This window comes from Pseudochrobactrum saccharolyticum, from assembly GCF_008801715.1.
GTDB classification, from domain to species: Bacteria; Pseudomonadota; Alphaproteobacteria; order Rhizobiales; family Rhizobiaceae; genus Pseudochrobactrum; species Pseudochrobactrum saccharolyticum.
In genome coordinates this window covers 93,077-119,908 of the sequence record NZ_VZPG01000004.1, presented here as the reverse complement: position 1 = coordinate 119,908, position 26,832 = coordinate 93,077, and the positions used below count along the sequence as shown (strand labels likewise).

The following is a 26,832-nucleotide window of genomic DNA, read 5'->3' as shown; positions in this document are numbered from 1 at the left end:
CGAAAAGCAGAAAGCTTTCATAAACATAATCCGGTTTATGAAGACTATATAACCTGTTGACAGCTGCTGATATGCTGGCGCTGCGGCTTCGCCCAAAGCTCCCAAAACATAATAAGGAACCAAGCATGCAACGTCCGGATCTTCCAGCTCATCTTCCAGATAATCTTGAAGACAAAAAACAACTGGCACAAAACTGGTTCGAAGAATTACGTGACCGTATCTGCTCCCTGTTTGAAACCCTTGAAGACGAACTGACAGGCCCGCTCAGTGACCGTGAAGCCGGCCGCTTTGTCCGCACCCCTTGGGCAAAAGACGAAGGCCGTGGCGGCGGCGGTGTTATGTCGATGATGCATGGCCGCGTTTTTGAAAAAGTCGGCGTTCATGTCTCTACGGTCTATGGCGAGTTTTCGCCGGAGTTCCGCGCCCAGATTCCGGGTGCCGATGAAGATCCGCGCTATTGGGCGAGCGGTCTTTCGCTGATTGCCCATCCTCAGAACCCGAATGTACCGGCAGTGCATATGAATACACGTATGGTTGTGACGACACGCCAGTGGTTCGGCGGTGGCGCCGATCTGACCCCTGTGCTTGATCGTCGCCGCGCGCAGGAAGACACCGACAGTCAGGCTTTTCATAAGGCGCTGAATTTCGTCTGCAACAAACATGCAGGCATTGCCGATTACGACCGCATGAAACAATGGTGCGATGAATATTTCTATCTGCCGCATCGTCAGGAACCGCGCGGTATTGGCGGCATCTTCTATGACTGGCTGCATTCAAGCGATGAACAGGGCGGCTGGGATGCAGACTTTGCATTTACCCGCGATGTCGGCCGCTGCTTTGCTGTCGTCTATCCGCATATTGTGCGCCAGAACTTCAACCAGCCATGGACAGACGCTGACCGCGAGGAACAGCTGATCCGTCGCGGCCGCTATGTAGAATTCAACCTGCTGCATGACCGTGGCACGATCTTCGGTCTCAAGACCGGCGGTAATATCGCCTCGATCCTGTCTTCCATGCCGCCAGTGGTGAAATGGCCTTAATATAAAATCAGAACGGGGGCATCAGTCCCCGTTTTTTTTATGAGAGCGCCGTTCTTTATTGATCAAAATTTTTCAGGAACTGCCCGCGGATCAGTAGCCCAGGGCTGGTCTTTAATGCCTTGTCAAAGACCTGCATCTTGGCAAAAACCAATTGACGACCATCCTTTTCCGCCCAACCGACAAACCAGCCTAAGCGCTGCTCCCCTGCAAATTTGCCATTTGCATCACGCAACCGCGCAGCGCCGGTTTTGCCGGTAACTTTCCAGCCTTTTTCCGATGTAAAAACCGTCATGGCAGCTTTGGCTTTCTGTTGTGCCGGCTTGGAGACCGGCAAAGTCTCATGCACAAGCTTATTCAGAAATTGCACCTGCTCGTCCGGTGAAATCTCCAGTGAAGAGCCGATCCATGAATCTGTCAGCCCGTCTTGTTTTCCGGCTCTGCCCGAAACATCCTTATTCCCGTAATCAAGGGCTGCGACAGCTTCGGAAAACTGTTTCTGTCCCAACTGTTTTGTGATCTCACGTGAATACCAGACAACCGACTGCTCCAGCCACCGCGCCGGATCAACTGCAATCCGGTCACGTTCCGGCGCTTCCATTTCAGGCTTCCACTGCCAGACCGGATCATGCTCAGAGCGGAGGATATTTTTGTCATAACCGATCACGGCAAGCGGCACTTTAAACGTCGATGCCGGTGTAAAGCGTTTGTCGCAAATACCTTTACGGGAAAGGATTTTCTGCGTTGCGGCATCCATAACCACCGCACATTCCGTTACAATCCCCTTCTCTCCGGCCTGAGCCTGAAAACTCGTGCCGCTTGTCAGCGCAAAAGCCAATAATGCCGCTGATCGCAATTTTTTATCCATGATACGCAACTCCGGAATTCTGAAATTATTTAAATCACCTCAGATGAATCATGACCTGCAGAAATCGCATTAATCATCTGAACCGGCAGCTAAAAACAAAAACGGGGCGGAATTTCCGCCCCGATATGTCAGGATAATGTTGCTAACAAATTTTCTTTATTAAGCTCAAATCCGGAAGCCAACCATGCCGCCTCCAGTGTTTTGAGTTGTTTGCCAAGTTCTGGGCCTTTTTCAAAACCCAGTTTCATCAGATCAGCTCCGCTGACCGGAAATACCGGTATGTCAGCCTGCTCTGCCACATCCAGCAAACGACTATACTGACCTGCCCGCATCATCGCCTGATTATCATTTTCAGCCTCTCCACGTGCAGAAACCAGAGCCAGCTTAATCCGGTCAACCAAAGCCTGCCGCGAACCGCTATAAATCAGCTTAACCAGACCTGTCTCCGACAGTTCCGGCTTAGGCAGATCAGCCAGCGCCCAGCTTTCCAGACGGGCTTTATCGGCATTGGACAGGCGCAGCCTCTTGCCAAGCTCGGCCATGCGCGCTGCATCCGGCGGCACAATCGCCTGCAAGCGCAGCAAAGCATCCGGCTTCCAGCCCAGATCGCGTTCACTGCGCACCAGCGCATGAATAGCATCAATGCCCCATTTCTCGCTCTCCGGCAAAATCTGGGTCAGCACACCGGACTGGCGCATCCATAGCAAGGCGCGTGACGGATCAGGAGCAGAAAGCAGCTTCTTCAGCTCTGACCACACCCGCTCAGCGGACAAGGTTTGCAAATGGCTTTTCAGCTTGGCACAGGCTTTCAGCCCTGCCGCATCCGGCCGTCCCGAGCCATACCAGGCGAAGAAACGGAAGAAGCGCAGAATACGCAGATAATCCTCCGTAATCCGCGTTTCCGCATCGCCGATAAAACGCAACTCGCGCTTTTCAATATCTGCAAGCCCGCCGACATGATCCACCACATCGCCATTGGCACGCACATAAAGCGCATTGACGGTAAAGTCCCGACGCTCGGCATCAACCTGCCAGTCACGGCCAAAAGCGACTGTGGCCTGTCGTCCATGCGTTTCCACATCGGCACGCAAAGTTGTCACCTCATAAGGCACACCATGGGCAACAACAGTCACTGTGCCATGGTCAATGCCGGTCGGCACGACTTTAAAACCGCATTTCTCGGCACGCGCTTTGGTCTCTTCCGGTAAGGTTGTCGAGGCAATATCAATATCGCCCACCGGTTCGCCCAGAAGGGTATTGCGCACGGCACCGCCAACCACCCGCGCTTCTTCACCATCTTCAGCCAGTGCTGCCAGCAATTGCTGCAAAGACAGCACGGCAAGCCACTCCGCACGATCTGCAATATTCAGCACAGTTGTTGTCTTTTCACTCACGCATAAAGCCTTTCATAGAGGCTGCGGATAATCCCCGCTGTTGCGCCCCAGATATTCCGATTCTGATAATGGATGGCATAGAAAAACCGCTCATGCCCCGCAAAGATCCGGCTCTCACGATGATGCTCACGCGGATCCATCAGAAAATGCAGCGGCACTTCAAAAATATCCGCCACCTCGTCGGGATTGGCGTGAAGCTCAAACGGCGTCCGTATCACCGCAAGCACCGGCGTAATCGTATAACCGCTGCCGGTCATATATTGCGGCAGACGACCGAGTGTCTGCGTATGCCGTGCATCCAGTCCGATTTCCTCATGGGCTTCACGCAGAGCCGCATGTTCGGGGCTCAGATCCTCAGCATCAATCTTACCACCGGGAAAAGCGACCTGACCGGAATGGCTGCGCATCTGCGCATTGCGCGTGGTCAGCAGCACACTGGCATGATCGCCGTGATCCACCACAGGGATCAGCACTGCCGCCGGTTTGAGCTTGATCTTCAACCGCGGATCAGCTCCCGCCATCACATGAGAGGCAGTCCATTGGGGATTGAGTGCATGATCGCCGGACAAAGGCAGGCCGCCTGAATCAAATTCATCAGCAACCGCCATAAAGCTTTGTTTCTGTTCAACTCTCCGCATCAGATCCTGTGCGGTAAAACCTGTATCAGTCATCAAGTTTTTCATAGTATCACTGTAAATTTTCAGCAGCCATCACCGGAAATATCCGGCCATTGGAGCGCAGGGCAAACATCAGCTTTCCGTCGATCATCAGTTCTTCTCCGAGTGCTGCCAGATCATACATAACTGCGCGACTGACCAGCGCCTCCAGCCGCCCTCTCACCAATATATAAGGTTTGAAACCGCCGGTTTCACTATCCGTTACAAAACGCAGCGGATGCTGCTCTCCCGCCTCAACCACATCGCCGACATTGGTGCGGAAAGTGAGAACCTGCGCCTCCCCCTCGCCGGAAACATGCATCTCCACGGCATTGAAATGCGCATCTTCCACACGGATGGCGATTTTTTCCACCGGTGTTACCAGATAGGTTTTACCGTCGGCATCCTTGCGCAACACGGTTGAGAACAGGCGCACCAATGCAGGGCGACCGATCGGCGTGCCCATATAGAACCACGTGCCGTCGGCTTTGATTTCCATATCCAGCTCGCCGCAAAAATCCGGTTCCCAGCGTTCCACCGGCGGCAGACCTTTGCCTTCTTTTCCCTCAGGCAATTGACTGGCGGCACGGCGCATCAGCGCATCAAGCCCGCTTGAAGGATTGGTGGCAGAACCGGCATCAACATCAGCAGTTTCTTTATTTTTCGATATATTACCGCTGTTCATTTCAGTTTCCTGTTAAGACCTGTGCCTGACAGTCCGGTGCATTCCGGTTAATGCGAACTGTGCCATTTACGCTCCCGTCAGCATGACATAGTCTTGCCCGATGATTCAAGTAAACCAGATAAAGCATCTGATCTGGAATAAAGAGGACATCATGAATTTTACCGCTGCGTCGAAAATTGATCCTGATGCCGTGATACGGGCTGCCGATCAGGCTGCCAGTGACATTAATCTGATCCGTCAGCAAATCGGACAGGTTATTTACGGTCAGGAGCAAGCGGTTGAAAATACGCTGGTCGCATTGCTGGCCGGTGGCCATGCCCTGCTCGTCGGTGTGCCGGGGCTTGCCAAAACCCGTCTGGTGGAAACGCTGGGTACTGTCCTCGGCCTTGATGAAAAGCGCATCCAGTTTACGCCTGATCTGATGCCGTCCGATATTATCGGTTCTGAAGTCATGGATCAGGACAGCGACGGACGCCGTTCTTTCCGTTATATTAAAGGGCCGGTTTTCGCCCAGCTGCTGATGGCCGATGAGATCAACCGTGCATCGCCGCGCACGCAGTCTGCTTTGTTGCAGGCGATGCAGGAATATCATGTCAGCGTTGCCGGTCAGCGCCATGATCTGCCAAGCCCGTTCCATGTGCTGGCGACCCAGAACCCGCTTGAACAGGAAGGCACCTATCCGCTGCCGGAAGCTCAGCTCGACCGTTTTCTGATGCAGATTGATCTGGATTATCCGGATATTGATGCGGAACGTGCCGTGTTACTCAACACCACCGGCACAATGCAGGCACGACCAGCCAAAGTGATTGAAGCCACGCGCCTGCAGGAAATCCAGCAGCTGATCCGTCAGATGCCGGTGCCGGAAACTGTGCTTGAAGCTATTCTGAAACTGGTTCGCTCAGCCCGTCCTGATGCGGATAATGACCATGCGAAAAACCATATCAGCTGGGGTCCCGGCCCGCGTGCCGGTCAGGCACTGATGCTCTGCACCCGCGCCCGCGCGCTCTACGAAGGACGTCTTGCCCCTTCTGTTGATGATGTGAAAGCCTTGGCAGAACCGGTTCTTCAGCATCGTATGGCTCTCAATTTTGCCGCGCGTGCCGATGGTGTGGGCGTGCGTGATGTGATTGCCAAACTGACACAGGCGCTCAACTGATGACAGCAACCGGTGCCATAACCCGTTCTAAACAGGCTGTTGATCTGCTGGCGCCATCGCGCAGGCAGGCAGCACTGATGCCTGATCTGATTACGCAGGCACGCCATATTGCCGGCTCTGTCATCAATGGCTGGCATGGCAGGCGCAAACGCGGCACCGGCGATAATTTCTGGCAGTTCCGCCCTTATGCGCAGGGCGATATGCTCTCGCGCATTGACTGGCGGCGTTCAGCCCGCGACGACCATACCTATATGCGTGACCGTGAATGGGAAACGGCGCATACAATCTGGCTGTGGTGCGACCCGTCGCCGTCCATGCTCTATCAGTCCCGTTTCAGTCCGGTTTCCAAACAGCATCGCGCATTGGTGCTGACACTGGCACTGGCCGAATTGTTCAGCCGCTCCGGTGAACGTATTGCCTATCCTGATGTGCTGCCGCCATTGCTCGCCCGCAATGGTGCAGAGCGTCTGGCAACCGCCTTATTGCAAACCGGTACTTTAGCAGCACAACCTGATCTTCAGCCTTTGCAGCGTTTTAATGAACTGGTGCTGATCAGTGATTTTTTGCAGCCTGCCGATATACTCAGCACGCAGCTTGACCAGATTGCCAGGCGCGGTATCCGTGCGCATCTCATCGCCGTTGCCGATCCCGCGGAGGCGGATTTTCCGTTTTCCGGCCGCACAGAATTCAGAGACCCTGTGTCCGGTCAAATTCTTGTCGCCGGTCGTGCGCAGAATTATGCGGAAGATTATCGCAGGCTCTATCAGGCACAGCGTGAATTTCTGCGTGAAACCTGCACCCGTTTTGGCTGGAGTTTTATCACCAGCGCAACAGATAAACCGGCAGCACAGGCTCTGACCACACTCCATGGCTTTCTCGGACATCATTCTTCCACCGGCGGAGGCGCCGCGTAAATGCCGCTGATTTTTACTGCCCCGTGGCTGCTTGCCGGTCTACTCACTCTGCCCGTTATCTGGTGGCTGCTCCGTGCAACGCCGCCTAAACCGGCACAGGAGCCGTTTCCACCGCTGGCTATTCTGGCAAAAATTGCCCGTCACGATCAGGAGGCCAGCAAAAGCCCGTGGTGGCTGACGCTGCTGCGTCTGGTTCTGGCCGCTCTGGTGATCTTCGCCGTTGCAGGGCCGGTGTGGAAACCACAGCCGATCACTTTCACCGGTGCGCAGCCGGTTGTCATCATGATCGACAATGGCTGGGCTTCTGCCCCGCAATGGGCAGCCTATGAAAATCAGGCGCAATGGCTGATCTCCAATGCAGAGAAAAATGATGCTCCGGTCTATCTGATTGCCACTGCCGATCCGCAAAACACAGCAAGCGGGCCTTTCACGGCTGCGCAGGCACTGGAACGCTTGCAGGCACTGGAGCCGCGTGCTGTTCCGGTTGAACGTCTGGCTGCCGCTGAACGTCTTGGCACTGCTCTGAACAATACAGCTGACAGCCGCATTTTTTATCTGAATGACGGACTGGAGACTGCACAGGATCAACAAGCCTTTACGGCTCTCGACAAACTGAAAGCCACGACCATCCAGCTGATTATGCCGGACAGTCAGCAGCTTTTTGCCGTTCAGGGTGTAGCCAATCAGCAGAATGCATTGGTGATTGATCTGTTGCGCCCGTCCAATGATGTGCAGGCAGCCAAAGTTCAGCTCAGCGCCTATGATAATCAGGGGCGTGTGCTGGCGCAAACACAGGCGGATTTTGCCGAGAAAGAAACCAAGACCGTGGCGCAAATGACCATTCCGGTTGAGTTGCGCAATGATATTGCCATGGTGCGGGCAGATCAGATGCGCCATGCCGCAGCCACATGGTTGCTGGATGAGAATAACCGCCGCCGCCGTGTCGGCCTGCTGGATGCAAGCAATGCTGACAAAGCACATTCGCTGTTGTCGCCATTGCATTATATTTCCTCGGCACTGGCACCTTTTGCCGACCTTATTAACGCCAATGACCGCGACCTGAGCCAGTCTGTTGATCGCCTGCTAGAGCAGAAACCCTCTGTTATTGTCTTGTCGGATATCGGCAGACTGCCGGAAAGCACCGCTGCAAAACTGATGCAATGGGTTGAAAACGGCGGCACATTGCTGCGCTTTGCCGGCCCGCGTCTGGCGGCAGCACAAAGCGATACGGACACCAAACGCGATCCGCTGCTGCCGGTACAATTGCGCAGCGGTCAGCGCAATCTTGGCGGCACCTTGTCATGGTCAACGCCGCAACCCGTCGCTCCCGCACCGGAAAACAGTCCGTTCCGCAATATCCAACTGCCTGATGATGTCACTGTATTGCGCCAGGTTCTGGCAGAGCCGTCACCGGATCTGATGCAAAAAAGCTGGCTCAATCTTGCCGATGGTACACCGCTGATTACCGGTGAAAACCGTGGCGCGGGGCGCTTGGTTCTGTTTCATATCGCACCGGATATCGGCTGGTCTAACCTGCCGCTCTCAGGCGGATTTGTTGATCTTCTGCGCAGGCTTACCGAAACATCCGGCGCACAGGCTGCCAATGCAGCCGGTGAGCAAACAGTGACACTGCCTGCCTATCGCCTGCTGGATGCCGCAGGTAATCTGACAGGCCAGCCCGCAGCTGCACAGCCGCTGGTGATTGAAAAAGGCAAAACACCGGAAGCCTCGCTGCTTAATCCGCCCGGACTTTACGGCACAGAACAGGCTTATAAAGCACTGAACCTGATGAAGAGTGACACAGTTCTGAACCCGCTTACCAAACCGGAAATGACGACCAATCTTGCAATGGTACCGGCCACCAAGGCACAGACCGTTAATCTGCAAGGCTCGCTCTTTGCGCTGGCCGCAATATTGCTGGCACTCGATGGCTTGCTGATGCTGTGGATCGGCGGCACCTTCTCGCGGAACAGATCGCGTAACTTTACCGACAAAGCGTCCGGCACCGTGAAATCCCTGCTTATCCTGTTCGCTTTATCCGCAAGTCTGACAGCTGCGCCCTTCATAGTGCAGCCGGTTCTGGCACAGGAAGCGCAAGTCAGAGACGATAGCAAGCCCGACGATCAGGCAAAAATTGACGTGCTGGATGTCACCCATCTCGCTTATGTCATTACCGGCAACAAAGCGACAGATGATGTAAGCCGTGTCGGGCTTAGCGGTCTCAATCAGTTTGTTGCAGATAAAACCTCACTGGAACCCGGTGCACCGGTCGGTATTAATCCGGAAAATGACGAGCTCGCTTTCTATCCGATGATCTATTGGCCGGTTGATGAAAAAGCCCCTTTTCCGAGTGAAAAAGCGCTGCAGCGCATTGATGCCTATATGCAGCAGGGCGGCACGGTGATTTTTGACACCCGCGACCAGCTCTCCGGCGACACAAGCGGGTTGAATGGTACCAGCCCTGCTACCCAGCGGCTGCGTGATATGCTGGATGCGATGAATGTTCCGCCTCTTGCACCCGTTGCCGATAATCATGTGCTGAGCAAAACATTTTTTCTGATGCCGGATTTTCCCGGACGCTATCGTGGCAGCCCGCTTTGGGCGGAAGCCCCTGCCGATAATCCGGATGCCGCTGACCAGCCCGCCGACAGGCCTGTGCGCAATGGTGATGGTGTGAGCCCGATCCTTATCACCGCCAATGATCTGGCCGGTGCATGGGCGATGGATGAAAACTGGCAACCGCTATATCCGACCGTGCCGAATGATCCGATGCAGCGCATCTATGCACTGCGCGGCGGTGTGAATATGGTGATGTATGTGCTGACCGGTAATTACAAAGCAGATCAGGTGCATGTGCCCGCTTTGCTGGAACGGCTGGGGAACTGATAATGAGCCTGTTTTCCCTGCATTTCTCCCCCCTGCTCTCACCGCTCTGGCTCGGACTTTGTCTGGCTCCGCTGGCTCTCATTACTCTGGCTGGCTTGTTCTTACGCAAACGCGGCAGCTGGTTGCGTTTTGGCGGTTTTGCAGCGCTTGCACTGGCCTTGTTTAATCCGGAGATCACACGTGAGCAGCGCGAGCAGCTCAAAACCATTGTCGGCATTGTGGTTGACCGCAGCGCCAGCCAGTCTCAGGGCAGTCGTACACAGGATACGGATGCCGCGCTTGAAGCGCTAAAACAAAAGCTCGGCGCACAATCCGATATTGAAACACGGATTATCGAAGCCGGTTCCGGTACTGAAAACCGTGACAATACACGCTTATTTACAGCCCTGAATGAAGGCCTGCGCGATGTGCCGCCGTCACGCATCGGCGGTGCGGTTATGATTACTGATGGTCAGGTTCATGATGTGCCTGCCAAAGCAGACGAGCTGAATTTTAAGGCCCCCCTTCATGCGCTGATTACCGGTACCGGTGATGAATTCGACCGCAGTATCCGCTTCATCCGCGTGCCGCGCTTCGGCCTCAGCGGCAAGCCGCAGGAACTGGTTTTCCGTGTGGATGATGCCGGTAAAATTCCGGTGGATGCATCACAGTCCAGCGTCACCATCCGTATCAATGGCGAACTGGTCGCCACAGTTCCGGCGGCCATTGGTCAGGATGTCAAAACCGAGATCACTCTGCCCCATGCCGGTCGCAATATTGTGGAAATCGCCACAGAACCGCTGAACAGTGAAGTCACCACGGCCAATAATCAGGCGGTGGCGCTGATCGATGCCATCCGCGAAAATCTGCGTGTGCTGCTGGTATCCGGTGAACCGAATAATGGCGAGCGCACATGGCGCAACCTGCTGAAATCCGACACCTCTGTCGATCTCGTGCATTTCACCATTCTGCGTCCGCCGGAAAAGCAGGATGACACGCCGATCAATGAATTATCGCTGATTGTCTTTCCGACGCGCGAATTATTCGTCGATAAGGTAGAAGATTTCGATCTGATTATTTTCGACCGCTATCAGCACCGGAATGTGCTGCCGCTGCTCTATTATGATTATATCGCCCAATATGTGCAAAATGGCGGCGCCCTGCTGATCGCCGCAGGCCCTGAATATGCAGACAGTATGTCGATTGCACGCACGCCGCTGCTCAGCGTTTTGCCTGCATTGCCAACCGGTGATGTCACGGAAAAAGGCTTCTATCCGCGTCTGACTGAAGCCGGAAAGCGCCATCCTGTCACACGCGGGCTGGAAGGCAGTGAACAGGAACCGCCGCAATGGGGACGCTGGTTCCGCTCGATTGATATTGCCACACCGCAGGGCGAAACCGTCATGCAGGGGCCTGACAACAAGCCGCTGATGGTGCTCGGCCATCAGGGTAAAGGCCGTGTCGGCATGTTGCTGTCCGATCAGGGCTGGCTCTGGGCGCGTGATTTTGAAGGCGGCGGGCCATATGCATCGCTCTATCGCCGTATGGCACACTGGCTGATGCAGGAACCGGAACTGGAAGAAGAAGCGCTGACGGCCAAAGGCACTGCGGATCGTCTGGAGATTACCCGCCAGACTATGAGCGACAAGGCCGCTCCGGCCAAAGTTACCACGCCATCCGGCAAAATCATTGAAGTGCCGCTGACGCAATCCGTTGCCGGACAGTTCACAGCGCAATTACCGGCCGATGAACAGGGACTGTATAAGATTGAGAACGGTGATTATTCCGTGCTTGCCCATGTCGGCAATGTGGACACGCCGGAACTGCGCGACAGTATTTCCACAACACAAAAATTGCTGCCTGTGGCGCAGGCCAGCGGCGGCAATGTTCTGCGTCTGAAAAAAATAACTGAACAGGCTGCAATCTCCGTGCCCGATGTTTCGCTGATGAACCCGTCGCAAAAACAAAGCCCTGCCACTCTTCTGGGGCTGCGGCCTACTCAGGATACAAGTCTGGTAGCGGTACATCGCATTCCGCTTTTCACCAGCCTGCTGGCTTTAGCCGCACTGCTGCTTATTCTCGGCGGCACATGGTATCGTGAAGGGCGATAGAGCATTTCACAGTCAAGTTGAATCAACTTGACGGCAGTGATAATGCGACCGCTCAAGAATCCAGAGCGTATCCCGAAAAGTCTGAAGCGCCTACGCAGGGAAATCAGTTCACTGGACTGATTTCTCGTCCTGCTTCGATCGGAAAAGGTACGCGGCAAATAAGGAAATGAAGCGGTTTCAGATCACTGAAACCGCTTTTTACATCAAAGCTGGTTGAGATGCTTAACCTGCCCCGCCAGCTCATTGAGCGCAGGGCCTGACAGAGTTTCAGCTCCCGGCAGAATACAGGCAAGCAGCCGCTCCGGATTAACCGGTGCCGGCATAATCACCTTATTGGCATCCACTTTCACAAAGCCGAAAGCATTATAATAAGGCGCATCGCCGACAAGCAGGCTCAGCCTGTGCCCTGCTTTTGCTGAGGCTTCCATCGACTGGTTCATCAATATCCGGCCAATGCCGCGGCTTTTCCAGCCATCCCGCACGACCAGCGGCCCCAGCAGCAACGCAGGTGTGGTGCCGATAGCAATCGGTGTCATTCTGATGGAGCCGATCAGCCTTCCGCCATGAAGAGCCACAAAAGACAAATCGCGGTCATGCGCCCCGCCCTCGCGGATACGCGCAGCTGCGCGGACAAATCTGCCCGGACCAAAAGCAAGCGCATTGATTTCTTCGATTTCCGCATCGTGGGCGCAGGTTTCCTGCGTGTAAGTCAGTTCAGACTGCAACATGGCACATCACTATTTCAGAGATTTAGTTCAGAATTATCGCGTGATTTGTCGCCGCTATGGGGCATAAAAACGCAAACAGGTATCCACCGGTGCCGCGCACCGTTTACAATTTCATCGTCGGATGAACTGCAGACCTGTCAATTCCGTTCTCCTGAAAGGTGAATAGCCGCAAACTGGTGCGGTGTGTTTGCTTAACATCATTTTTTTTGATCGTAAAGAGCCGTGCCGGAAAACAGTCCAAACAAAACATCGTCCTGTTTTCAGGACAGCGTGTTTCGTAAAAACAGCCAGATCAGGCGAGACTTTCCCGCATTATGTATTACATTAAGGATCAGAATTCTCTGCCGCTGCCGTTGAGTTATCCGGATTAACGCGGCCAATATAAGGAATATTCTTATGGGTCTCTTAGTTGACGGCAAATGGCACGACCAATGGTATGATACGAAAGCCACAGACGGCCGCTTTGTCCGCTCCGCTTCGCAATTCCGCAACTGGATCACAGCAGATGGCAGCGCAGGCCCCAGCGGCACCGGTGGTTTCAAAGCTGAAGCCGGACGCTATCACCTCTATGTATCGCTGGCCTGTCCGTGGGCGCATCGCACACTGATTTTCCGCGCGCTGAAGAAACTGGAAAATGTCATCAGCGTCTCAGTTGTTGATTATCTGATGGCGGAAGAAGGCTGGACGCTGACCGGCAAAGACGGCGCAACGCCGGATCATCTCTATGGTGCCAAACGCCTCTATGAAATCTATACCCGTGCCGACCCGAACTATTCCGGCCGCGTGACTGTTCCGGTTCTCTGGGACAAACAGCAGCAGACCATTGTCTCCAATGAATCCGCTGAAATTATCCGTATGCTCAACACTGCTTTCAATGAATTCGGTGACGCGTCGCTTGATTTCTATCCGGAAGATCTCCGCGCAGAAATTGATGCAATGAATGAGTTCGTCTATCCGAATATCAATAACGGCGTTTACCGAGCAGGCTTTGCCACCTCTCAGGAGGCCTATGAAGAAGCCTATAGCAATGTGTTTGATGCTTTGGACAAGATTGAGACCATTCTCGGCAAACAACGCTATCTCACCAGCTCCCGTCTGACTGAAGCGGACTGGCGTCTGTTCACCACACTGATCCGTTTTGATCCGGTCTATGTCGGTCACTTCAAATGTAACAAAGCACGGATTGCCGACTATCCGAATATCTCAAACTATGTACGTGAGCTTTATCAGGTGCCGGGTGTTGCCGGTACTGTGAATTTCACACATATCAAAAACCATTATTATATGAGCCATAAAACAATCAATCCGACCGGTGTTGTCCCCCTCGGCCCGCAGCTTGATTATGATGCACCGCATGACCGTGCCCGTTTCAGCTAAGCTCACATATTAAGTGACAGTTTTATCACACCGCATAGCGAACATCCCGCTATGCGGTGTTTTATTATCTGCAATTGATTTCAATCAATGGAAAGCCGCCTGCCCGCTGTCAGTTTGCCTTCATTCTCAGACTTTAAGGAAAACAGACATGGCTATCCTCCCGGCAAATCGTCATACATGTGCTCTTCTTGCTGCAACTGCTCTCACCGCTATCGCTATGCAGCCTGCACTGGCCGCAGATGCGGTTATCGCACCGGTTGAACCGCAGGTATCGGAACCGCTTGCCGTGGCGCTCAGCCCGTGGCAGGTTCGTGTACGTGCGCTTGGCGTCATCACAGAAAACAAAGGCCATGTGAATGAAGTTCCGGGTTCCGGCCTGAAATACTCCAACACAGTGGTGCCTGAACTCGATATTTCCTACTACTTCACCAATAATATTGCAGCTGAACTGATCCTCGGTACGACCTATGCCAATGTTGACGGTAAAGGCGCAATCGATGGTCTGGATGTCGGTAAAGTCTGGCTGTTGCCACCAACTCTGACCCTGCAATACCACTTCACTGATTTCGGCGCATTCAAACCTTATGTCGGTGCCGGTGTGAATTACAGCATCTTCTACAACCAGAAATCTCATGATGCTGATTATCTGAAAGTTAAAAACACTTTCGGCGGCGCATTACAGGTTGGTTTCGACTATATGATCGACGATCATTGGGGCTTCAACTTCGATGTGAAGAAACTCTATCTGCGTCCTGATTTTGATGTAACCGTTGGCGGCGCTCAGATGAGCGGTAAAGCCAAACTTGACCCATGGCTGATCGGTACCGGTATCACTTACCGCTTCTGATATGAGCAATTAAAAAGCCCGCTGAAAAGCGGGCTTTTTTTTAGCATCTCAAATCTTATTCCGCACCGATCAGATCACCCCAGTCAGCGCGTCGCGCCTGTCCGAACAGGTCTTTATCTCGCTTGGTAATCAGATGTTCTGCAACCTGTCCGTCAGTGCTGCATAGTTTAGCAATAACTTTCCCGCCACCGGTTTTCGGCTGCATCAGCACCCGCTGACCTGAAAGGGATACCGGCTGACGGCTGACAGCCAGATAACTAAACTTTTCATCCTCCCAAGGCACATCTGCCTCTTTGGTCAGACGGTGGATTTTGGAACGTGCCACGCGACGGGAGAAATGACACCAGTCCGGTGTCTGCACAGCGCAAGCCTGACTATGGGTGCAAGGCGCTGCGATATGCGCGCCCAGAACCTGCAACTGTGCTCTGGCATCGAGAATGCGCTGCCAACCGGCCGGTGTTCCCGGCTCCACAATCACAAACATACCTTCCGTCAGGTTCCATAATTGCGCAATCAGCTGTTGCCGTGCAGGTTCATTCAGTTCATCCAGCACATAGGCCAGTGTCACAAGTTCTGCAGCTTTGGCATCTTTCAGCCCCGTTGTCACATCGGCGGCACGCCATTGCACATCGGCCACCGGCGCATGAGCAGAAAGCTTCTCGCCTACAGCACGGATTGCATTACTGCCTTCCAGAAGAAGCGATGTTTCAATCTCCGTCCAGACGGCAGATGCCGCCCATAATGCTGTTCCGGGTCCTGCACCAATATCCAGATGACTGCGCGGGGCAAAGTCTGGGATGATATCAGCCGCATGTTGCAAAGCAGAGGTCACAGCGGCAAAAGTAGCAGGCAAACGCGCAGCCAGATAGGCATGTGCGGCCAGTTCGTCGGATAGATGCCATTTGCCATCGCGCGTCTCGGCACGGTAACGACGGCTGAGGATGCCGGAAGCCCGCTGCAGATCCGCCAGCGCCACACCCTGCAACTGCGCATCCACAGCCTGTCTCAATGCCGCCGGTAATTCCATAATTCTATCTCACGTAAAAAAACTCTGCCGCGCTTTAACACGCGGCAGAGTGATTTAAAACATATCTGCTCTGATAATCAGCGTTCGAGAACCTGACGGATATCCACCAGATTGGAGCGTACGCGCAGAATGTGGAAACCCATTGTCGTCAGATGGGACGGCGTGAACCATGCATCCTGACGACCATTGGAAACGATGGTTGGCTGCATATCCAGTGCCGAGCGCAATTGCTGCTCCATTGTATCCCACAAACCATCGAGATGTTTCTCAGCCAAAACGGCCTTAAAGTCGGAATGCGTTGCGCGGATCAGACCGTAATAGGCGTAGAGCTGACCATAGGCGAACCAGAACCGGTCGTCGGCCCGTGTGTCAAACCAGCCTGCATGATAATTATCAGAACGGTCTTTCAGAATAGCAGATGTCGAGCCGAGATCGCTGGCAATACGATCCACATACTGGATCAGATTGTCCGCACGGGCATCGAAAGTTGCCTCGCATTTTTCAAGACGCGCATTGAAGGCACGCAGCTCTTTAATGGCGGAACGATAATAGCTCGGTGTCGGCGTTTTCGGGCCAAACGGGCTTAGACCGAAATACCATGTATCCTCACGGAACTGCATGTTTCCGCGCGCCTTTTGCAGATCATTATCAATCTGCGAAGTACCGCGCAGACGGCCGAGAGAATCCACCAATTCAATCGTTGTGCGGCGTACAGCCGAATGCACACCGCGCTGGAACGAGGCTTTATTATCCAGAAACGGTGTCCGGTCCCAGTCCAACCCGAAGAAACCTGTTTTATAGAACAGCATGGAAGAGACCCATGCATTCTGGTTCACATTGAAATCGGTCAGTTCAGCGGTCACTTCAGCCAGAGCCGATGGTGCACAAACCCGCGCCCCTGCCGGCTGCGATAAGGCCATTTGCGGCGCAGGCTGCGGTGCTACTGGCTCAGTCGAAGGCGCTGCATTATTGGTCGTGCTATCATTATTCCCCGTGGCATTTTCCGCAGGCAGTGCCGTCGGGTCGGCAGGCGATGTGCTTTCTGCCGATGATGGTGATGGGGCTGCCGGTGATGTAAGCGCTTTTGACGGCTCGACAATTTCACCGGGTGTGACAGCACTTTGATAGGCATATTTTGCCGGATAATCCGGATCAAAATTCGTCCAGACCTGTGTCTGCACTACGAAATAACCATACAGGCCCGCCCAACCGATAACGGCCACAGCGATAAGGGTTTTCCACAAGACGCTGAGGCTCTGATAAACGCGCCACAAAGCGCCGAAAGGTACAGCGATCAGCCGTAACAGCGCTGCAATTATGCGCCCTATAAAAGCAAAGATATTTCCGATGACCGTCACGATCTTGTCCTTTGTGTCAGCTCTTGCCCCGCATCCTGAACAGAACGCAGCCCGAAAGGTATTTTTCCTGTAAACCCTTGCATAGTTTCAAAGAAATACGCAACAGCGCCGGATTTTTTAAACAGCAATCATTCAATCCGGCACAAGCCGTTCAGCACGCTTTGCCTGAAACCGGCACAAGCAGCTTCCGCATAACCGGCACCGGCGCCTTACAGCGAAACAATGTCATTACGACTTTGATATAAACCGCAACAGCGCAGGTTCAACCGGTGAGTCTGAATTTAATTTTCAGCTTTAGCCTTGAAATTACTGCATATTATTTTTAGCCTGCCTCATTCCGACGTTAATTGTCGTGTTTGCGGATTCTAGGATCACAAAACTGCTTGAAGACTCCGGACTTTGATGCTTGTTTAGATTTGGGGCCGGGACATGTCGCGCAAAACAGTGCTGCGGTTTTCTGTTCAAACTGCATAAAAACAAACAACAGAGCAGTTTCGGGGAAGCGGAAATGCTCTGCTATAAATAAATATAATCCGGTCAATGGAGATATTCATGCGTTTTCTGCCAGTGAAACATCTGTACCCTGCCAACCTGTCCTTAGCCAAAAGCCGCAAATCCGTGCTGGCGCTCACCTGTGCCGCTCTTATGGCGGGCAGCGCAGGCGGTGCATGGGCGGCAGAACCTGAAGCCTGTTCCACAATCCGCTTCTCTGATGTCGGCTGGACAGATATTACCTCGACCACAGCGGTTGCTACAGAAATTCTCAAAGGTCTTGGCTATAAAACAGATATCAAAATCCTGTCTGTGCCGGTGACCTATGCGTCCTTGAGCAAAAAAGATATCGACGTTTTCCTCGGTTTCTGGAACCCGTCCATGGCTGCCGATCTCCAGCCATATCTTGATGACAAGACCGTCATCACCCTGCGCACCAATCTGACCGGCGCGAAATACACATTGGCAGTGCCTGCTTTCGCCTATGATGAAGGTCTGAAAAGCTTTGCCGATATTGCCAAATTCAAAGACCAGCTCGGCAATAAAATTTACGGTATTGAGCCGGGCAATGACGGCAACCGCCTGATCCTCGACATGATTTCCAAAGGTGCTTTTGATCTGAAGGGCTTTGAACTGGCGGAGTCTTCCGAACAGGGCATGCTGGCGCAGGTTGCCAAAGATATTAAAGCCAAGAAACCGGTCGTTTTCCTCGGCTGGGAACCGCATCCGATGAATTCCCGTTTTGAAATGCGTTATCTGGAAGGCGGCGACGACTTTTTCGGCCCTAATCTCGGTGGCGCGAAGGTCGAGACCAATGTCTGGAACGGCTATACAGAACAATGCCCGAATGTCGGAAAGTTCCTGACCAATCTTGAATTCACCCTTGAGATGGAAAACCAGATCATGGGTAAAATTCTGGATGATGGTGAAGATCCGGCCAAAGCAGCAACGGCATGGATCAAAGCCAATCCGGATGCGCTGAATGCATGGCTGAAAGACGTTACCACTTTGGACGGCAAAGACGGTCTTGCGGCTGTCAAACAAACTTTCGGTCTCTGACCGCACACAGACAATCTGCTGCCGGTATCACACCGGCAGCAGATTGACCGTACGACTATTCATGGTTTTCACAAACCAAACCCGATTGAAAAATAGACTGACAGGAAAACGGGGACCTGACTTTTGGACTGGCTGACATCACAAAAAATTCCCGTCGGGCGCACAGCGAAGAATGTTGTCACCTGGTTAACTGAAAATCTGAGCTGGCTGTTTGATGGTATTGCCGCCATCATGCAGACATTGATTGACGGCTTACTGGCCGCGCTCAAATTTCCGCACCCCTTTATTCTGATTGCCATTTTTGCCGCGATCGCATGGGGGCTGCAAAGAAAAATCTCGACTGTCATTCTGACGATTATCGGGTTTTTATTCATCCTCAATCAGGGTTATTGGGATCAGACGCTGGAAACCCTGACGCTGGTTCTGTCAGCCTGTTTCATCTGTATGGCGCTTGGCGTACCGCTCGGCATTGCAACGGCACACCGGCCAAAGCTTTATGCGGTGGTGCGCCCGATCCTTGATCTGATGCAGACATTGCCGACCTTTGTTTATCTCATTCCGGCGATTGTGTTTTTTGGCATTGGTATGGTGCCGGGTCTGCTGGCAACAGCCATTTTTGTGCTGCCCGCGCCTGTCCGCCTCACCCATCTCGGTATTTCTTCAACGCCGGAACACTTAAGAGAAGCCGGAGAGGCTTTCGGCGCTTCGCGCCGCCAGTTGCTCTGGAAGATTGAACTGCCCTATGCCATGCCGCAAATTCTGGCCGGTCTCACCCAGACCATCATGCTGTCTTTGTCGATGGTGGTGATTGCAGCGCTTGTCGGAGCCAACGGGCTGGGCGTGCCGGTTGTGCGTGCCCTTAACTCGGTCAATACCGCGCTCGGTTTTGAAGCGGGACTGGTGATTGTGGTTGTCGCCATCATCCTCGACCGCATTTTCCGTCCGGGCAGGGAAAAATAATCATGGCCTCTATCAGTCTTCAGAATATCAGTATTGTTTTCGGCAATAAAACGGACAAGGCACTGGATCTTGCCGATCAGGGCTTTACCCGCTCGGAAATTCAGGCAGAAACCGGCCATATTCTCGGCGTGCATAATTGCTCGCTCGATATCCGCGAGGGCGAGCTGCTCGTCCTGATGGGATTGTCCGGCTCCGGAAAATCCACACTTTTACGCGCGATTAATCGCCTGAACCCGATCAGCCGCGGTTGCGTCACGGTCTATAATCAGGGTGACGAAATCAACGTAACCGCAGCCGGCACTGCACAATTGCGCGCTCTGCGCACCCATGTGGTTTCCATGGTGTTTCAGCAATTCGGCCTGTTGCCATGGCGTACGGTCGAGGACAATGTCGGCTTCGGCCTTGAAATTGCAGGCTTAGGCAAACAGGCACGCAAAGAAGCGGTACAGAACCAGCTGGAACTGGTCGGATTGCAGGATTGGGCAAAGCGCAAGGTCGGTGAATTATCCGGCGGCATGCAGCAGCGTGTTGGTCTTGCCCGTGCCTTTGCAACCGGCGCACCGATCCTGCTGATGGATGAGCCCTTCTCCGCGCTTGATCCGCTGATCCGCGCGCGCTTGCAAGATGAGTTGCTGCATTTGCAGGATCATCTGAAAAAAACCATTGTCTTTGTCAGCCATGATCTGGATGAGGCAATGAAACTCGGTAACCGCATTGCTATCATGGAAGGCGGCCGTATTATTCAATGCGGCAGCGGACAAGATATTCTGCTTAATCCGGCCAATGATTATGTGGCGGATTTTGTGGCCAATATGAACCCTCTGGGTGTGTTGCTCGCCGCTGATATCATGTCTCCTCTTGACCGCAGTGCGCCGCCCCGCCCTTTTGCAGCAACAGCAAAACCGGAAACCGCAATTCAGGATATTATGCAGGCGATGGTGCGCAATAATGGCGATGTCGGCGTTGTGCATAATGGTGCGATTGTCGGCAAAATTTCTGCCGATGATGTGGTGCGCAGCCTCACCCGCCACCGAAGATAATTTAAAACCTGCAAACAAAAACGCCGCGCTGATCTTATCAGCGCGGCGTTTTTATTATCACTGTAATCGCGGTTTAGGCTGCTGAACGTTTTTTCGCACGTTCAGTCACACGCTGACGAATGCTTTCGATATCCGAACGCGGAGTGGCCCCGAACAGCTTCTTCGTATAGTCATGACGCGGATGATTAAACACCTCGTCACGTGTGCCATATTCAACAACCTCACCATAATACATCACCATCACCTCATCGGCGATATAGCGTACCACAGACAAATCATGGCTGATGAAAACATAGGTCAGTTCAAACTCTTCCTGCAGATCCGCAAGAAGATTAAGCACCTGCGCCTGCACCGAGAGATCGAGTGCCGAGACCGGCTCATCCAGCACCAGAAGGCGCGGGCTGAGCATTAATGCACGGGCAATAGCAATACGCTGACGCTGACCGCCGGAGAACATATGCGGATAGCGATTGAAGTGCTCGCGGCCAAGACCGACCTTGAGCAGCATCTGCATCGCTTTTTCCTGACGCTCTTCCGCTGTCATATTGGTATTCAGCAGCAGTGGTTCCGCCAGCACATCACCGATTTTCTGACGCGGATTGAGCGAGCCATACGGGTTCTGAAACACAATCTGCACACGCTGGCGCATTTCGCGGGTCAGACCATCGGTGGCAATATTCACCGGATGACCGTCAATCAGCAATTCACCGGATGTCTGCGGGTCAATCAAAGTCAGGATGCGGGCAAGTGTTGACTTGCCGCAACCGCTTTCACCAACAATAGCCAGTGTCTTGCCCTTCTCGACCGAGAAGCTGACATTTTTCACCGCATGCACAGTTTTCGCCTTGGAAAACAAACCGCCGCCAGTGTGATAATCCCGCACAATATTACGGGCTTCAAGAACGATCTCACTCATTGGGCAGCTCCTGACGATGCGGCATTCTGCAAGACAAAATCCGAAACCGTTGGCAGACGGTCACCGGTTGCATTTTCCGGCAGGGCTGAAAGCAGTGCTTTTGTATAAGGGTTCTGCGGATTCTCAAACAATGAGAGCACATCCGCATCTTCCATCTTATGACCTTTATACTGCACGATAACGCGGTCTGCGGTTTCTGCCACAACACCCATATCATGTGTAATCATAATCAGGCCCATACCGTGCTCTTCCTGCAAACGCATCAAGAGATCAAGGATCTGTTTCTGAATGGTCACATCAAGCGCAGTTGTCGGTTCATCCGCGATCAGCAATTTCGGATTACAGGCAATCGCAATGGCAATCATCACGCGCTGGCACTGACCACCGGACATCTGATGCGGATAGCTGCCCAGACGCTCAGAGGCATCACGGATGCCCACCAGTTCCAGAAGCTCGATCGCACGGCTACGGCGCTGTGCTTTACCCATATTCAGGTGGAAGCGCAGAACTTCCTCAAGCTGGAAACCAACGGTAAAGCACGGGTTGAGGCTGGCAATCGGCTCCTGAAAAATCATGGAGATTTCACGACCGATAATCGCGCGGCGTTCTTTATCGCTCATATTGAGCAGATCACGGCCGTCAAACAGCATCTTGTCCGCAGTGACTGTTGCAGTCTTCGGCAACAATCCCATCACCGCCAGCATACCAACGGATTTACCCGAACCGGATTCACCAACGATAGCCAGAACCTCACCGGCATCGACAGAAATATCGATGCCGTCTACGGCTTTGAAAGCACCTGTTGACGTATCAAAGGCAACTGTCAGATTTTTGATTTCTAAAAGAGCCATTATCAGCTCCTCTTCAGTTTTGGATCAAGCGCATCGCGCAGACCGTCGCCAACCAGATTGATCGCGAGAACCGTAATCAGGATAGCAAGACCCGGGAATGTAACAACCCACCATGCACGGGTGATAAATTCACGCGCTTCAGCAAGCATTGTACCCCATTCCGGTGTCGGTGGCTGTGCACCCATACCAAGAAAGCCCAGAGCAGCAGCATCAAGGATCGCATTGGAGAAGGACAAAGTGCCCTGCACGATCAGCGGTGCCATGCAATTCGGCAGAATGGTCTTGAACATCAGACGCAGACGGCTGGCACCGGCTAAGCGGGCAGCAATCACATATTCACGGTTCTTTTCCGCCATCACGGCCGCACGGGTCAGACGCGCAAAATGCGGCTGCAAAACAAGCGCGATAGCGATCATCGCATTCATCAGACCAGGTCCGAGAATTGCCACAAGAACCAGCGCCAGAATAAGCGACGGGAAGGACAGGATGATGTCCATCACGCGCATGATGATTGTATCAACCACGCCGCCAAAGAAACCGGCGATCAGACCAACGGTCACACCGGAAACCAGCGACAGAACAACAACCACAAGACCGATAAACAGCGAATATTGCGAGCCGTAAATCAGACGGGACAGAACATCGCGGCCAACCGCATCTGTACCGAGCAGAAATGCAGCTTTACCGCCCTCTTGCCAGACCGGAGGGGTCAGCAATGCGTCACGATATTGCTGTGTCGCATCATGGGGAGCCAGCAAAGGTGCAAAAACAGCCACCAGAACCAGCGCGACGAAAACGATCAGGCCGAGAACCGCACCGCGGTTCACGCTAAAATAATACCAGAAATCGGCAAGCTGGCGTCGCAAAGACACGTCAACTGACTTTTCCATTGGTACAGTAGAATTACTCATTGGAAGCCTCACTTATGCCGGATGCGCGGGTTGATTAAGCCGTAAAGCAAATCAACAGCCAGATTAACGACCATCACAAGGATGGCGATCAGAAGCAAACCGCCCTGAACAGATGGATAGTCACGACGGAAAATACTGTCGATCATCCATTTGCCGATCCCCGGCCAGGAGAAAATAGTTTCAGTCAGAATAGCACCGCCAAGCAAAACGCCGACCTGCAAACCGATTGTGGTAATAACCGGAATAAGCGCATTGCGCAGAGCATGCAGCCCGATAACACGACGCTGGCCAAGGCCTTTGGCGCGCGCTGTGCGGACATAATCCTCACCCAAGACTTCAAGCATAGCCGAGCGGGTCTGACGTGCAATCACCGCCATCGGAATTGTTGCCAATACGACTGTCGGCAGGATCAGATGCGAAAGCGCAGAGGTAAAAGCCCCCTTCTGCCCCGACAGCAGACTGTCAATCAGCATAAAACCGGTAACCGGCGGGAAAAAATACATCAGTGAAATACGGCCGGAAACCGGTGTCCACTGTAAAATACCCGAAAACAGAATGATAAGCAGCAGGCCCCACCAGAAAATCGGCATGGAATAGCCGACCAGTGCTACGCCCATCGATGTCTGATCAAACCACGAACCGCGCTTAACCGCCGCGAAAACACCGGCAGGAATACCGATCAGAACCGCAAGCACAATAGCACACAGCGCCAGTTCGACTGTCGCCGGAAAAAGCGTGAAAAACTCGGTAATAACCGGTTTTTTGGTAACCATGGACATGCCGAAATCGCCGTGTAGCAAATTCCAGATATAATCCAGATATTGCTGCCACATCGGCTTGTCAAAACCGAACTGCTTCATCAGCTCCGCATGTCGCTCCGGCGATACGCCGCGCTCACCTGCCATCAGCAGGACCGGATCACCCGGCAAAACGCGTACGAAGCCGAAAGCAAGAATAGTGATGCCGAAAAATGTCGGTATCAGATAGGCAATTTTGCTTAAAATGAATCGTATCATGAATATAGCAAGACCGGGCGCTGAAATATTTCATCCAGCGCCCGGTCATTCTCCTTTTAAGAATTACTCGGAAATATCAACACCGTCGAAACGGTAATCACCGAGCGGGCTCATCTTAAAGCCCGTAACTTTGGCAGACATAGGCACATAAACTGTGGAATGTGCCAGTGTGTTCCAAGGAGCCTGCTCCTTGAAAATTACCTGTGCCTGCTCGTAAAGCTTAACGCGCTCTGCCTGATCGGAAGTCACTTTGGCCTTCTGGATCAGATCTTCAAATGGCTGATAGCACCATTGTGCACGGTTGTTGCTGCCAACACCGGAACAGCCGAGCAGAACGCCGAGGAAGTTATCCGGATCACCATTATCACCGGTCCAGCCGAGGATAACCGCACCGTCACGATCCTTTTCACCCGACTTCTTGAGATATTCACCCCATTCCATCGAAACGATTTCAGCTGTTACACCGACTTTGGCCAGATCGGCCTGCATCAGCTCAGCTGTACGACGTGCATTCGGCATATAAGGACGGCTTACAGGCATAGCCCAAAGCTTCATCTTCAGATCTTTAACGCCGGCAGCTTCCAGAGCCTTTTTCGAGGCTTCAGGATCATATTTGTCGTCTTCAATCGCGTTATTGTAACCCCACATTGTTGGTGGGATCGGGTTTTTGGCAACCTGACCGGAACCCTGGAACACGGCGTCAATGATCGCCTGCTTATTCACAGCCTGATTGAGTGCCTTACGTACTTCCGGCTTATCGAAAGGTGCAACAAGCGTATTATAGGCAAAATATGCAATATTCAGACCGGCCTGTTCATCAACCTTCAGATTGCTGTCAGCCTGCAGGCCTTTGATATCTGCCGGAGCCGGATAAGACATCAGATGGCATTCGCCGGCTTTCAGCTTCTGCGCACGAACTGCAGCATCGGTTGTGATTGCGAAAACCAGATCGTCGATTTTCTGCTTTTCACCCCAGTAATCAGGATTCGCTTTAAAGCGGATAACCGCATCTTTCTGATAGGCTACAAAAGTAAACGCACCGGTACCCACTGGGAACTGGTTGAGGTTTTCTCTTTTACCTTCTGCGTCCAGCTTGTCCGCATATTCTTTCGACATAATGGATACGAAAGGCATCGCAATATTGGCGAGGAATGGTGCTTCAGGACGTGTCAGCACGAATTTAACAGTATTATCGTCAACCTTGACGATATCCTTGATCAGAGTGCCCATTTCCATACTGTCGAAATATTCGTAGGAAATACCGGCAGTATACTGGTGCCAAGGATTGTCTTTGTTGCGCTGACGGTCGAATGAGAACAGAACGTCATCAGCATTGAAATCACGGGTCGGTGTAAAATAATCAGTTGTCTGGAATTTTACGCCCTTACGCAGATGGAATGTATATTCCAGACCATCTTCGGACACTTCCCATTTTTCAGCGAGACCTGGCTCAACAACAGTTGTGCCGTTCTCAAACTCAACCAGACGGTTATAAACCGGATGCGCAGACGCATCAAAAGTATCACCACCTGTGTAAGGTGCCGGATCAAATCCCTCCGGCGATGCCGGCGAGCAATATACCAGCGTCTTTGCGGATGCAGCGCCGGAAAAACCCGCCATCATGGCAGCGGTCAGCGCAGTCGCAGCAAGAAGTTTAGTGTGAAATTTCATTATAGGCCTCCACCCGATAACAAGCTGCAACGCCTCACGTCGCAGTCTGAGGCGTAAAGAAGCATTTTGCGCGGCAAAAAGGCAAGTTGAATTTACGTCTTGGTCAACGGCGCAGAAAAAATAATTCCGCTCCATAATTAGACATAAAAAATATATATTTGATTTTTAATGATAATTTCGGCTTTTCAACCGTTTCAATTTCACAAAGCACGCAGGATTTTTTTGTGATTAGCTGCTAGTAATCAGCCTGTTTGCGCCCGTTCCTGTCAGAATCGGAACAGTACCGGACGTTACGCAAGCTATTGATAGATCAGGACAAGACACGGAAAATGAGGCAGGATTATGAGTGAAAAGAAAGACGTCATCCAGCAGACAACAGAGGAAGCACGTGTACTCGCTGTTCAGCTGATTTCAAATGCTACTTACGGCTCACTCGCAGTGCTTGATCCGGCAACCGGTCGTCCGAGTGTAACACGCGTTGCAATCACCACTGATACGGATAACACGCCCCTGCTTCTGGCATCGGGCCTTGCCACCCATACACCGGCCTTGGATGCCAATCCTGTCTGTTCGCTACTGCTTGGCGAACCTGCCGATAAAGGTGACCCGCTGGTTCATCCGCGCATTACCCTTGCCTGTTCAGCAGAGAAATTCATGCGTGGTCAGGAGGGATATCAGCGCCTGCGGGATTTATTCCTCGAAAAACGCCCTAAAGTTAAACTTTATATTGATCTCGGCGATTTTGTTATTTTCCGCCTCAATGTGGAAAGTGCCGGTCTCAATGGTGGTTTCGGAAAAGCTTTCCATCTAAAAACCGAAGATATTGTACTGCCGCAATAAATATCGACGATTTCCCGCTGTCCAGCCTGCGACATTTGCGACTTATATAATAG

Annotated in this window: 23 protein-coding genes; 11 read left to right on the top strand and 12 right to left on the bottom strand. The window is 52.8% G+C overall.

Annotated elements, in window-relative coordinates; all coding sequences use genetic code 11:
• The first annotated feature begins 125 nt into the window (after positions 1 to 125).
• Positions 126 to 1,040: an oxygen-dependent coproporphyrinogen oxidase gene (gene hemF / locus F7P81_RS12850; protein ID WP_151159800.1), complete on the top strand. Its 915-nt coding sequence runs from the start codon at positions 126 to 128 to the stop codon at positions 1,038 to 1,040.
• A gap of 55 nt (positions 1,041 to 1,095) precedes the next feature.
• Here hemF and blaOXA read toward each other — a convergent pair whose 3' ends face one another.
• The 4 genes from blaOXA to F7P81_RS12830 form a co-directional block, all read right to left on the bottom strand.
• Complete coding sequence (blaOXA, locus tag F7P81_RS12845) at positions 1,096 to 1,905, bottom strand: class D beta-lactamase (protein ID WP_151159799.1); 810 nt, start codon at positions 1,903 to 1,905, stop codon at positions 1,096 to 1,098.
• Between the two features lie 128 nt (positions 1,906 to 2,033).
• Entirely contained in the window at positions 2,034 to 3,275 is a 1,242-nt protein-coding gene (locus tag F7P81_RS12840; RefSeq protein WP_151160013.1) for a CCA tRNA nucleotidyltransferase, read from the bottom strand.
• 20 nt (positions 3,276 to 3,295) lie between these two features.
• Positions 3,296 to 3,907: a CoA pyrophosphatase gene (locus F7P81_RS12835; protein WP_151160012.1), complete on the bottom strand. Its 612-nt coding sequence runs from the start codon at positions 3,905 to 3,907 to the stop codon at positions 3,296 to 3,298.
• 79 nt (positions 3,908 to 3,986) lie between these two features.
• Positions 3,987 to 4,550, bottom strand: coding sequence for a DUF1285 domain-containing protein (locus tag F7P81_RS12830; RefSeq protein ID WP_246176132.1), 564 nt, complete (start codon positions 4,548 to 4,550; stop codon positions 3,987 to 3,989).
• Between the two features lie 241 nt (positions 4,551 to 4,791).
• Between F7P81_RS12830 and F7P81_RS12825 the strand changes: the two genes are divergently transcribed.
• Genes F7P81_RS12825 through F7P81_RS12810 form a run of 4 tightly spaced genes read left to right on the top strand, consistent with a single transcriptional unit; the run spans position 4,792 to position 11,686 of the window.
• Positions 4,792 to 5,796, top strand: a complete 1,005-nt coding sequence (locus F7P81_RS12825) for an AAA family ATPase (RefSeq protein ID WP_075656366.1) — start codon at positions 4,792 to 4,794, stop codon at positions 5,794 to 5,796.
• Entirely contained in the window at positions 5,796 to 6,710 is a 915-nt protein-coding gene (locus F7P81_RS17180; RefSeq protein ID WP_151159797.1) for a DUF58 domain-containing protein, read from the top strand. Before F7P81_RS12825 ends, F7P81_RS17180 begins: the two co-directional genes overlap by 1 nt.
• On the top strand, positions 6,711 to 9,596 hold the full coding sequence (locus tag F7P81_RS12815; RefSeq protein WP_151159796.1) for a DUF4159 domain-containing protein: 2,886 nt from the start codon (positions 6,711 to 6,713) through the stop codon (positions 9,594 to 9,596).
• A 2-nt stretch (positions 9,597 to 9,598) separates the two neighbouring features.
• The gene (locus F7P81_RS12810; RefSeq protein ID WP_151159795.1) at positions 9,599 to 11,686 is read left to right on the top strand and encodes a glutamine amidotransferase; all 2,088 of its coding nucleotides are present in this window, start codon (positions 9,599 to 9,601) and stop codon (positions 11,684 to 11,686) included.
• Positions 11,687 to 11,889: 203 nt separating this feature from the next.
• On the opposite strand, the gene F7P81_RS12805 is transcribed toward F7P81_RS12810, so the two are convergent.
• Entirely contained in the window at positions 11,890 to 12,414 is a 525-nt protein-coding gene (locus F7P81_RS12805) for a GNAT family N-acetyltransferase (protein ID WP_151159794.1), read from the bottom strand.
• A 396-nt stretch (positions 12,415 to 12,810) separates the two neighbouring features.
• Here F7P81_RS12805 and F7P81_RS12800 point away from each other — a divergent pair, with 396 nt between their 5' ends.
• Together F7P81_RS12800 and F7P81_RS12795 are read left to right on the top strand one after the other, a co-directional pair.
• Positions 12,811 to 13,791 carry a glutathione S-transferase family protein gene (locus F7P81_RS12800; RefSeq protein ID WP_151159793.1) on the top strand — a complete coding sequence of 327 codons (981 nt, stop codon included), beginning with the start codon at positions 12,811 to 12,813 and terminating at the stop codon, positions 13,789 to 13,791.
• A 148-nt stretch (positions 13,792 to 13,939) separates the two neighbouring features.
• Positions 13,940 to 14,638, top strand: a complete 699-nt coding sequence (locus tag F7P81_RS12795; RefSeq protein WP_151159792.1) for an OmpW/AlkL family protein — start codon at positions 13,940 to 13,942, stop codon at positions 14,636 to 14,638.
• Positions 14,639 to 14,693: 55 nt separating this feature from the next.
• Here F7P81_RS12795 and F7P81_RS12790 read toward each other — a convergent pair whose 3' ends face one another.
• Positions 14,694 to 15,665, bottom strand: coding sequence for a small ribosomal subunit Rsm22 family protein (locus F7P81_RS12790; RefSeq protein ID WP_151159791.1), 972 nt, complete (start codon positions 15,663 to 15,665; stop codon positions 14,694 to 14,696).
• 77 nt (positions 15,666 to 15,742) lie between these two features.
• On the bottom strand, positions 15,743 to 17,026 hold the full coding sequence (locus tag F7P81_RS12785; RefSeq protein WP_374828110.1) for a DUF2333 family protein: 1,284 nt from the start codon (positions 17,024 to 17,026) through the stop codon (positions 15,743 to 15,745).
• Between the two features lie 642 nt (positions 17,027 to 17,668).
• Between F7P81_RS12785 and F7P81_RS12780 the strand changes: the two genes are divergently transcribed.
• The 3 genes from F7P81_RS12780 (at position 17,669) to choV (ending at position 20,574) form a co-directional block, all read left to right on the top strand.
• Complete coding sequence (locus tag F7P81_RS12780; protein ID WP_084664666.1) at positions 17,669 to 18,574, top strand: choline ABC transporter substrate-binding protein; 906 nt, start codon at positions 17,669 to 17,671, stop codon at positions 18,572 to 18,574.
• A gap of 123 nt (positions 18,575 to 18,697) precedes the next feature.
• Positions 18,698 to 19,534, top strand: coding sequence for a choline ABC transporter permease subunit (choW, locus tag F7P81_RS12775; RefSeq protein ID WP_022710101.1), 837 nt, complete (start codon positions 18,698 to 18,700; stop codon positions 19,532 to 19,534).
• A 2-nt stretch (positions 19,535 to 19,536) separates the two neighbouring features.
• The gene (gene choV / locus F7P81_RS12770; protein WP_116087842.1) at positions 19,537 to 20,574 is read left to right on the top strand and encodes a choline ABC transporter ATP-binding protein; all 1,038 of its coding nucleotides are present in this window, start codon (positions 19,537 to 19,539) and stop codon (positions 20,572 to 20,574) included.
• Between the two features lie 73 nt (positions 20,575 to 20,647).
• On the opposite strand, the gene F7P81_RS12765 is transcribed toward choV, so the two are convergent.
• The 5 genes from F7P81_RS12765 to F7P81_RS12745 form a co-directional block, all read right to left on the bottom strand.
• Complete coding sequence (locus tag F7P81_RS12765) at positions 20,648 to 21,490, bottom strand: dipeptide ABC transporter ATP-binding protein (RefSeq protein ID WP_022710099.1); 843 nt, start codon at positions 21,488 to 21,490, stop codon at positions 20,648 to 20,650.
• Complete coding sequence (locus tag F7P81_RS12760) at positions 21,487 to 22,341, bottom strand: ABC transporter ATP-binding protein (protein ID WP_022710098.1); 855 nt, start codon at positions 22,339 to 22,341, stop codon at positions 21,487 to 21,489. The genes F7P81_RS12765 and F7P81_RS12760 overlap by 4 nt, the downstream gene beginning before the upstream one ends.
• A gap of 2 nt (positions 22,342 to 22,343) precedes the next feature.
• Positions 22,344 to 23,252 carry an ABC transporter permease subunit gene (locus F7P81_RS12755; RefSeq protein ID WP_028233427.1) on the bottom strand — a complete coding sequence of 303 codons (909 nt, stop codon included), beginning with the start codon at positions 23,250 to 23,252 and terminating at the stop codon, positions 22,344 to 22,346.
• Positions 23,253 to 23,260: 8 nt separating this feature from the next.
• Positions 23,261 to 24,268 (bottom strand): ABC transporter permease subunit, encoded by a 1,008-nt coding sequence (locus tag F7P81_RS12750; protein WP_022710096.1) that lies wholly within the window; start codon positions 24,266 to 24,268, stop codon positions 23,261 to 23,263.
• Between the two features lie 63 nt (positions 24,269 to 24,331).
• Complete coding sequence (locus F7P81_RS12745; RefSeq protein ID WP_151159790.1) at positions 24,332 to 25,939, bottom strand: ABC transporter substrate-binding protein; 1,608 nt, start codon at positions 25,937 to 25,939, stop codon at positions 24,332 to 24,334.
• Positions 25,940 to 26,281: 342 nt separating this feature from the next.
• On the opposite strand from F7P81_RS12745, the gene F7P81_RS12740 reads away from it, so the two are divergent.
• Entirely contained in the window at positions 26,282 to 26,779 is a 498-nt protein-coding gene (locus tag F7P81_RS12740) for a HugZ family pyridoxamine 5'-phosphate oxidase (RefSeq protein ID WP_075655987.1), read from the top strand.
• Positions 26,780 to 26,832 lie beyond the last annotated feature (53 nt).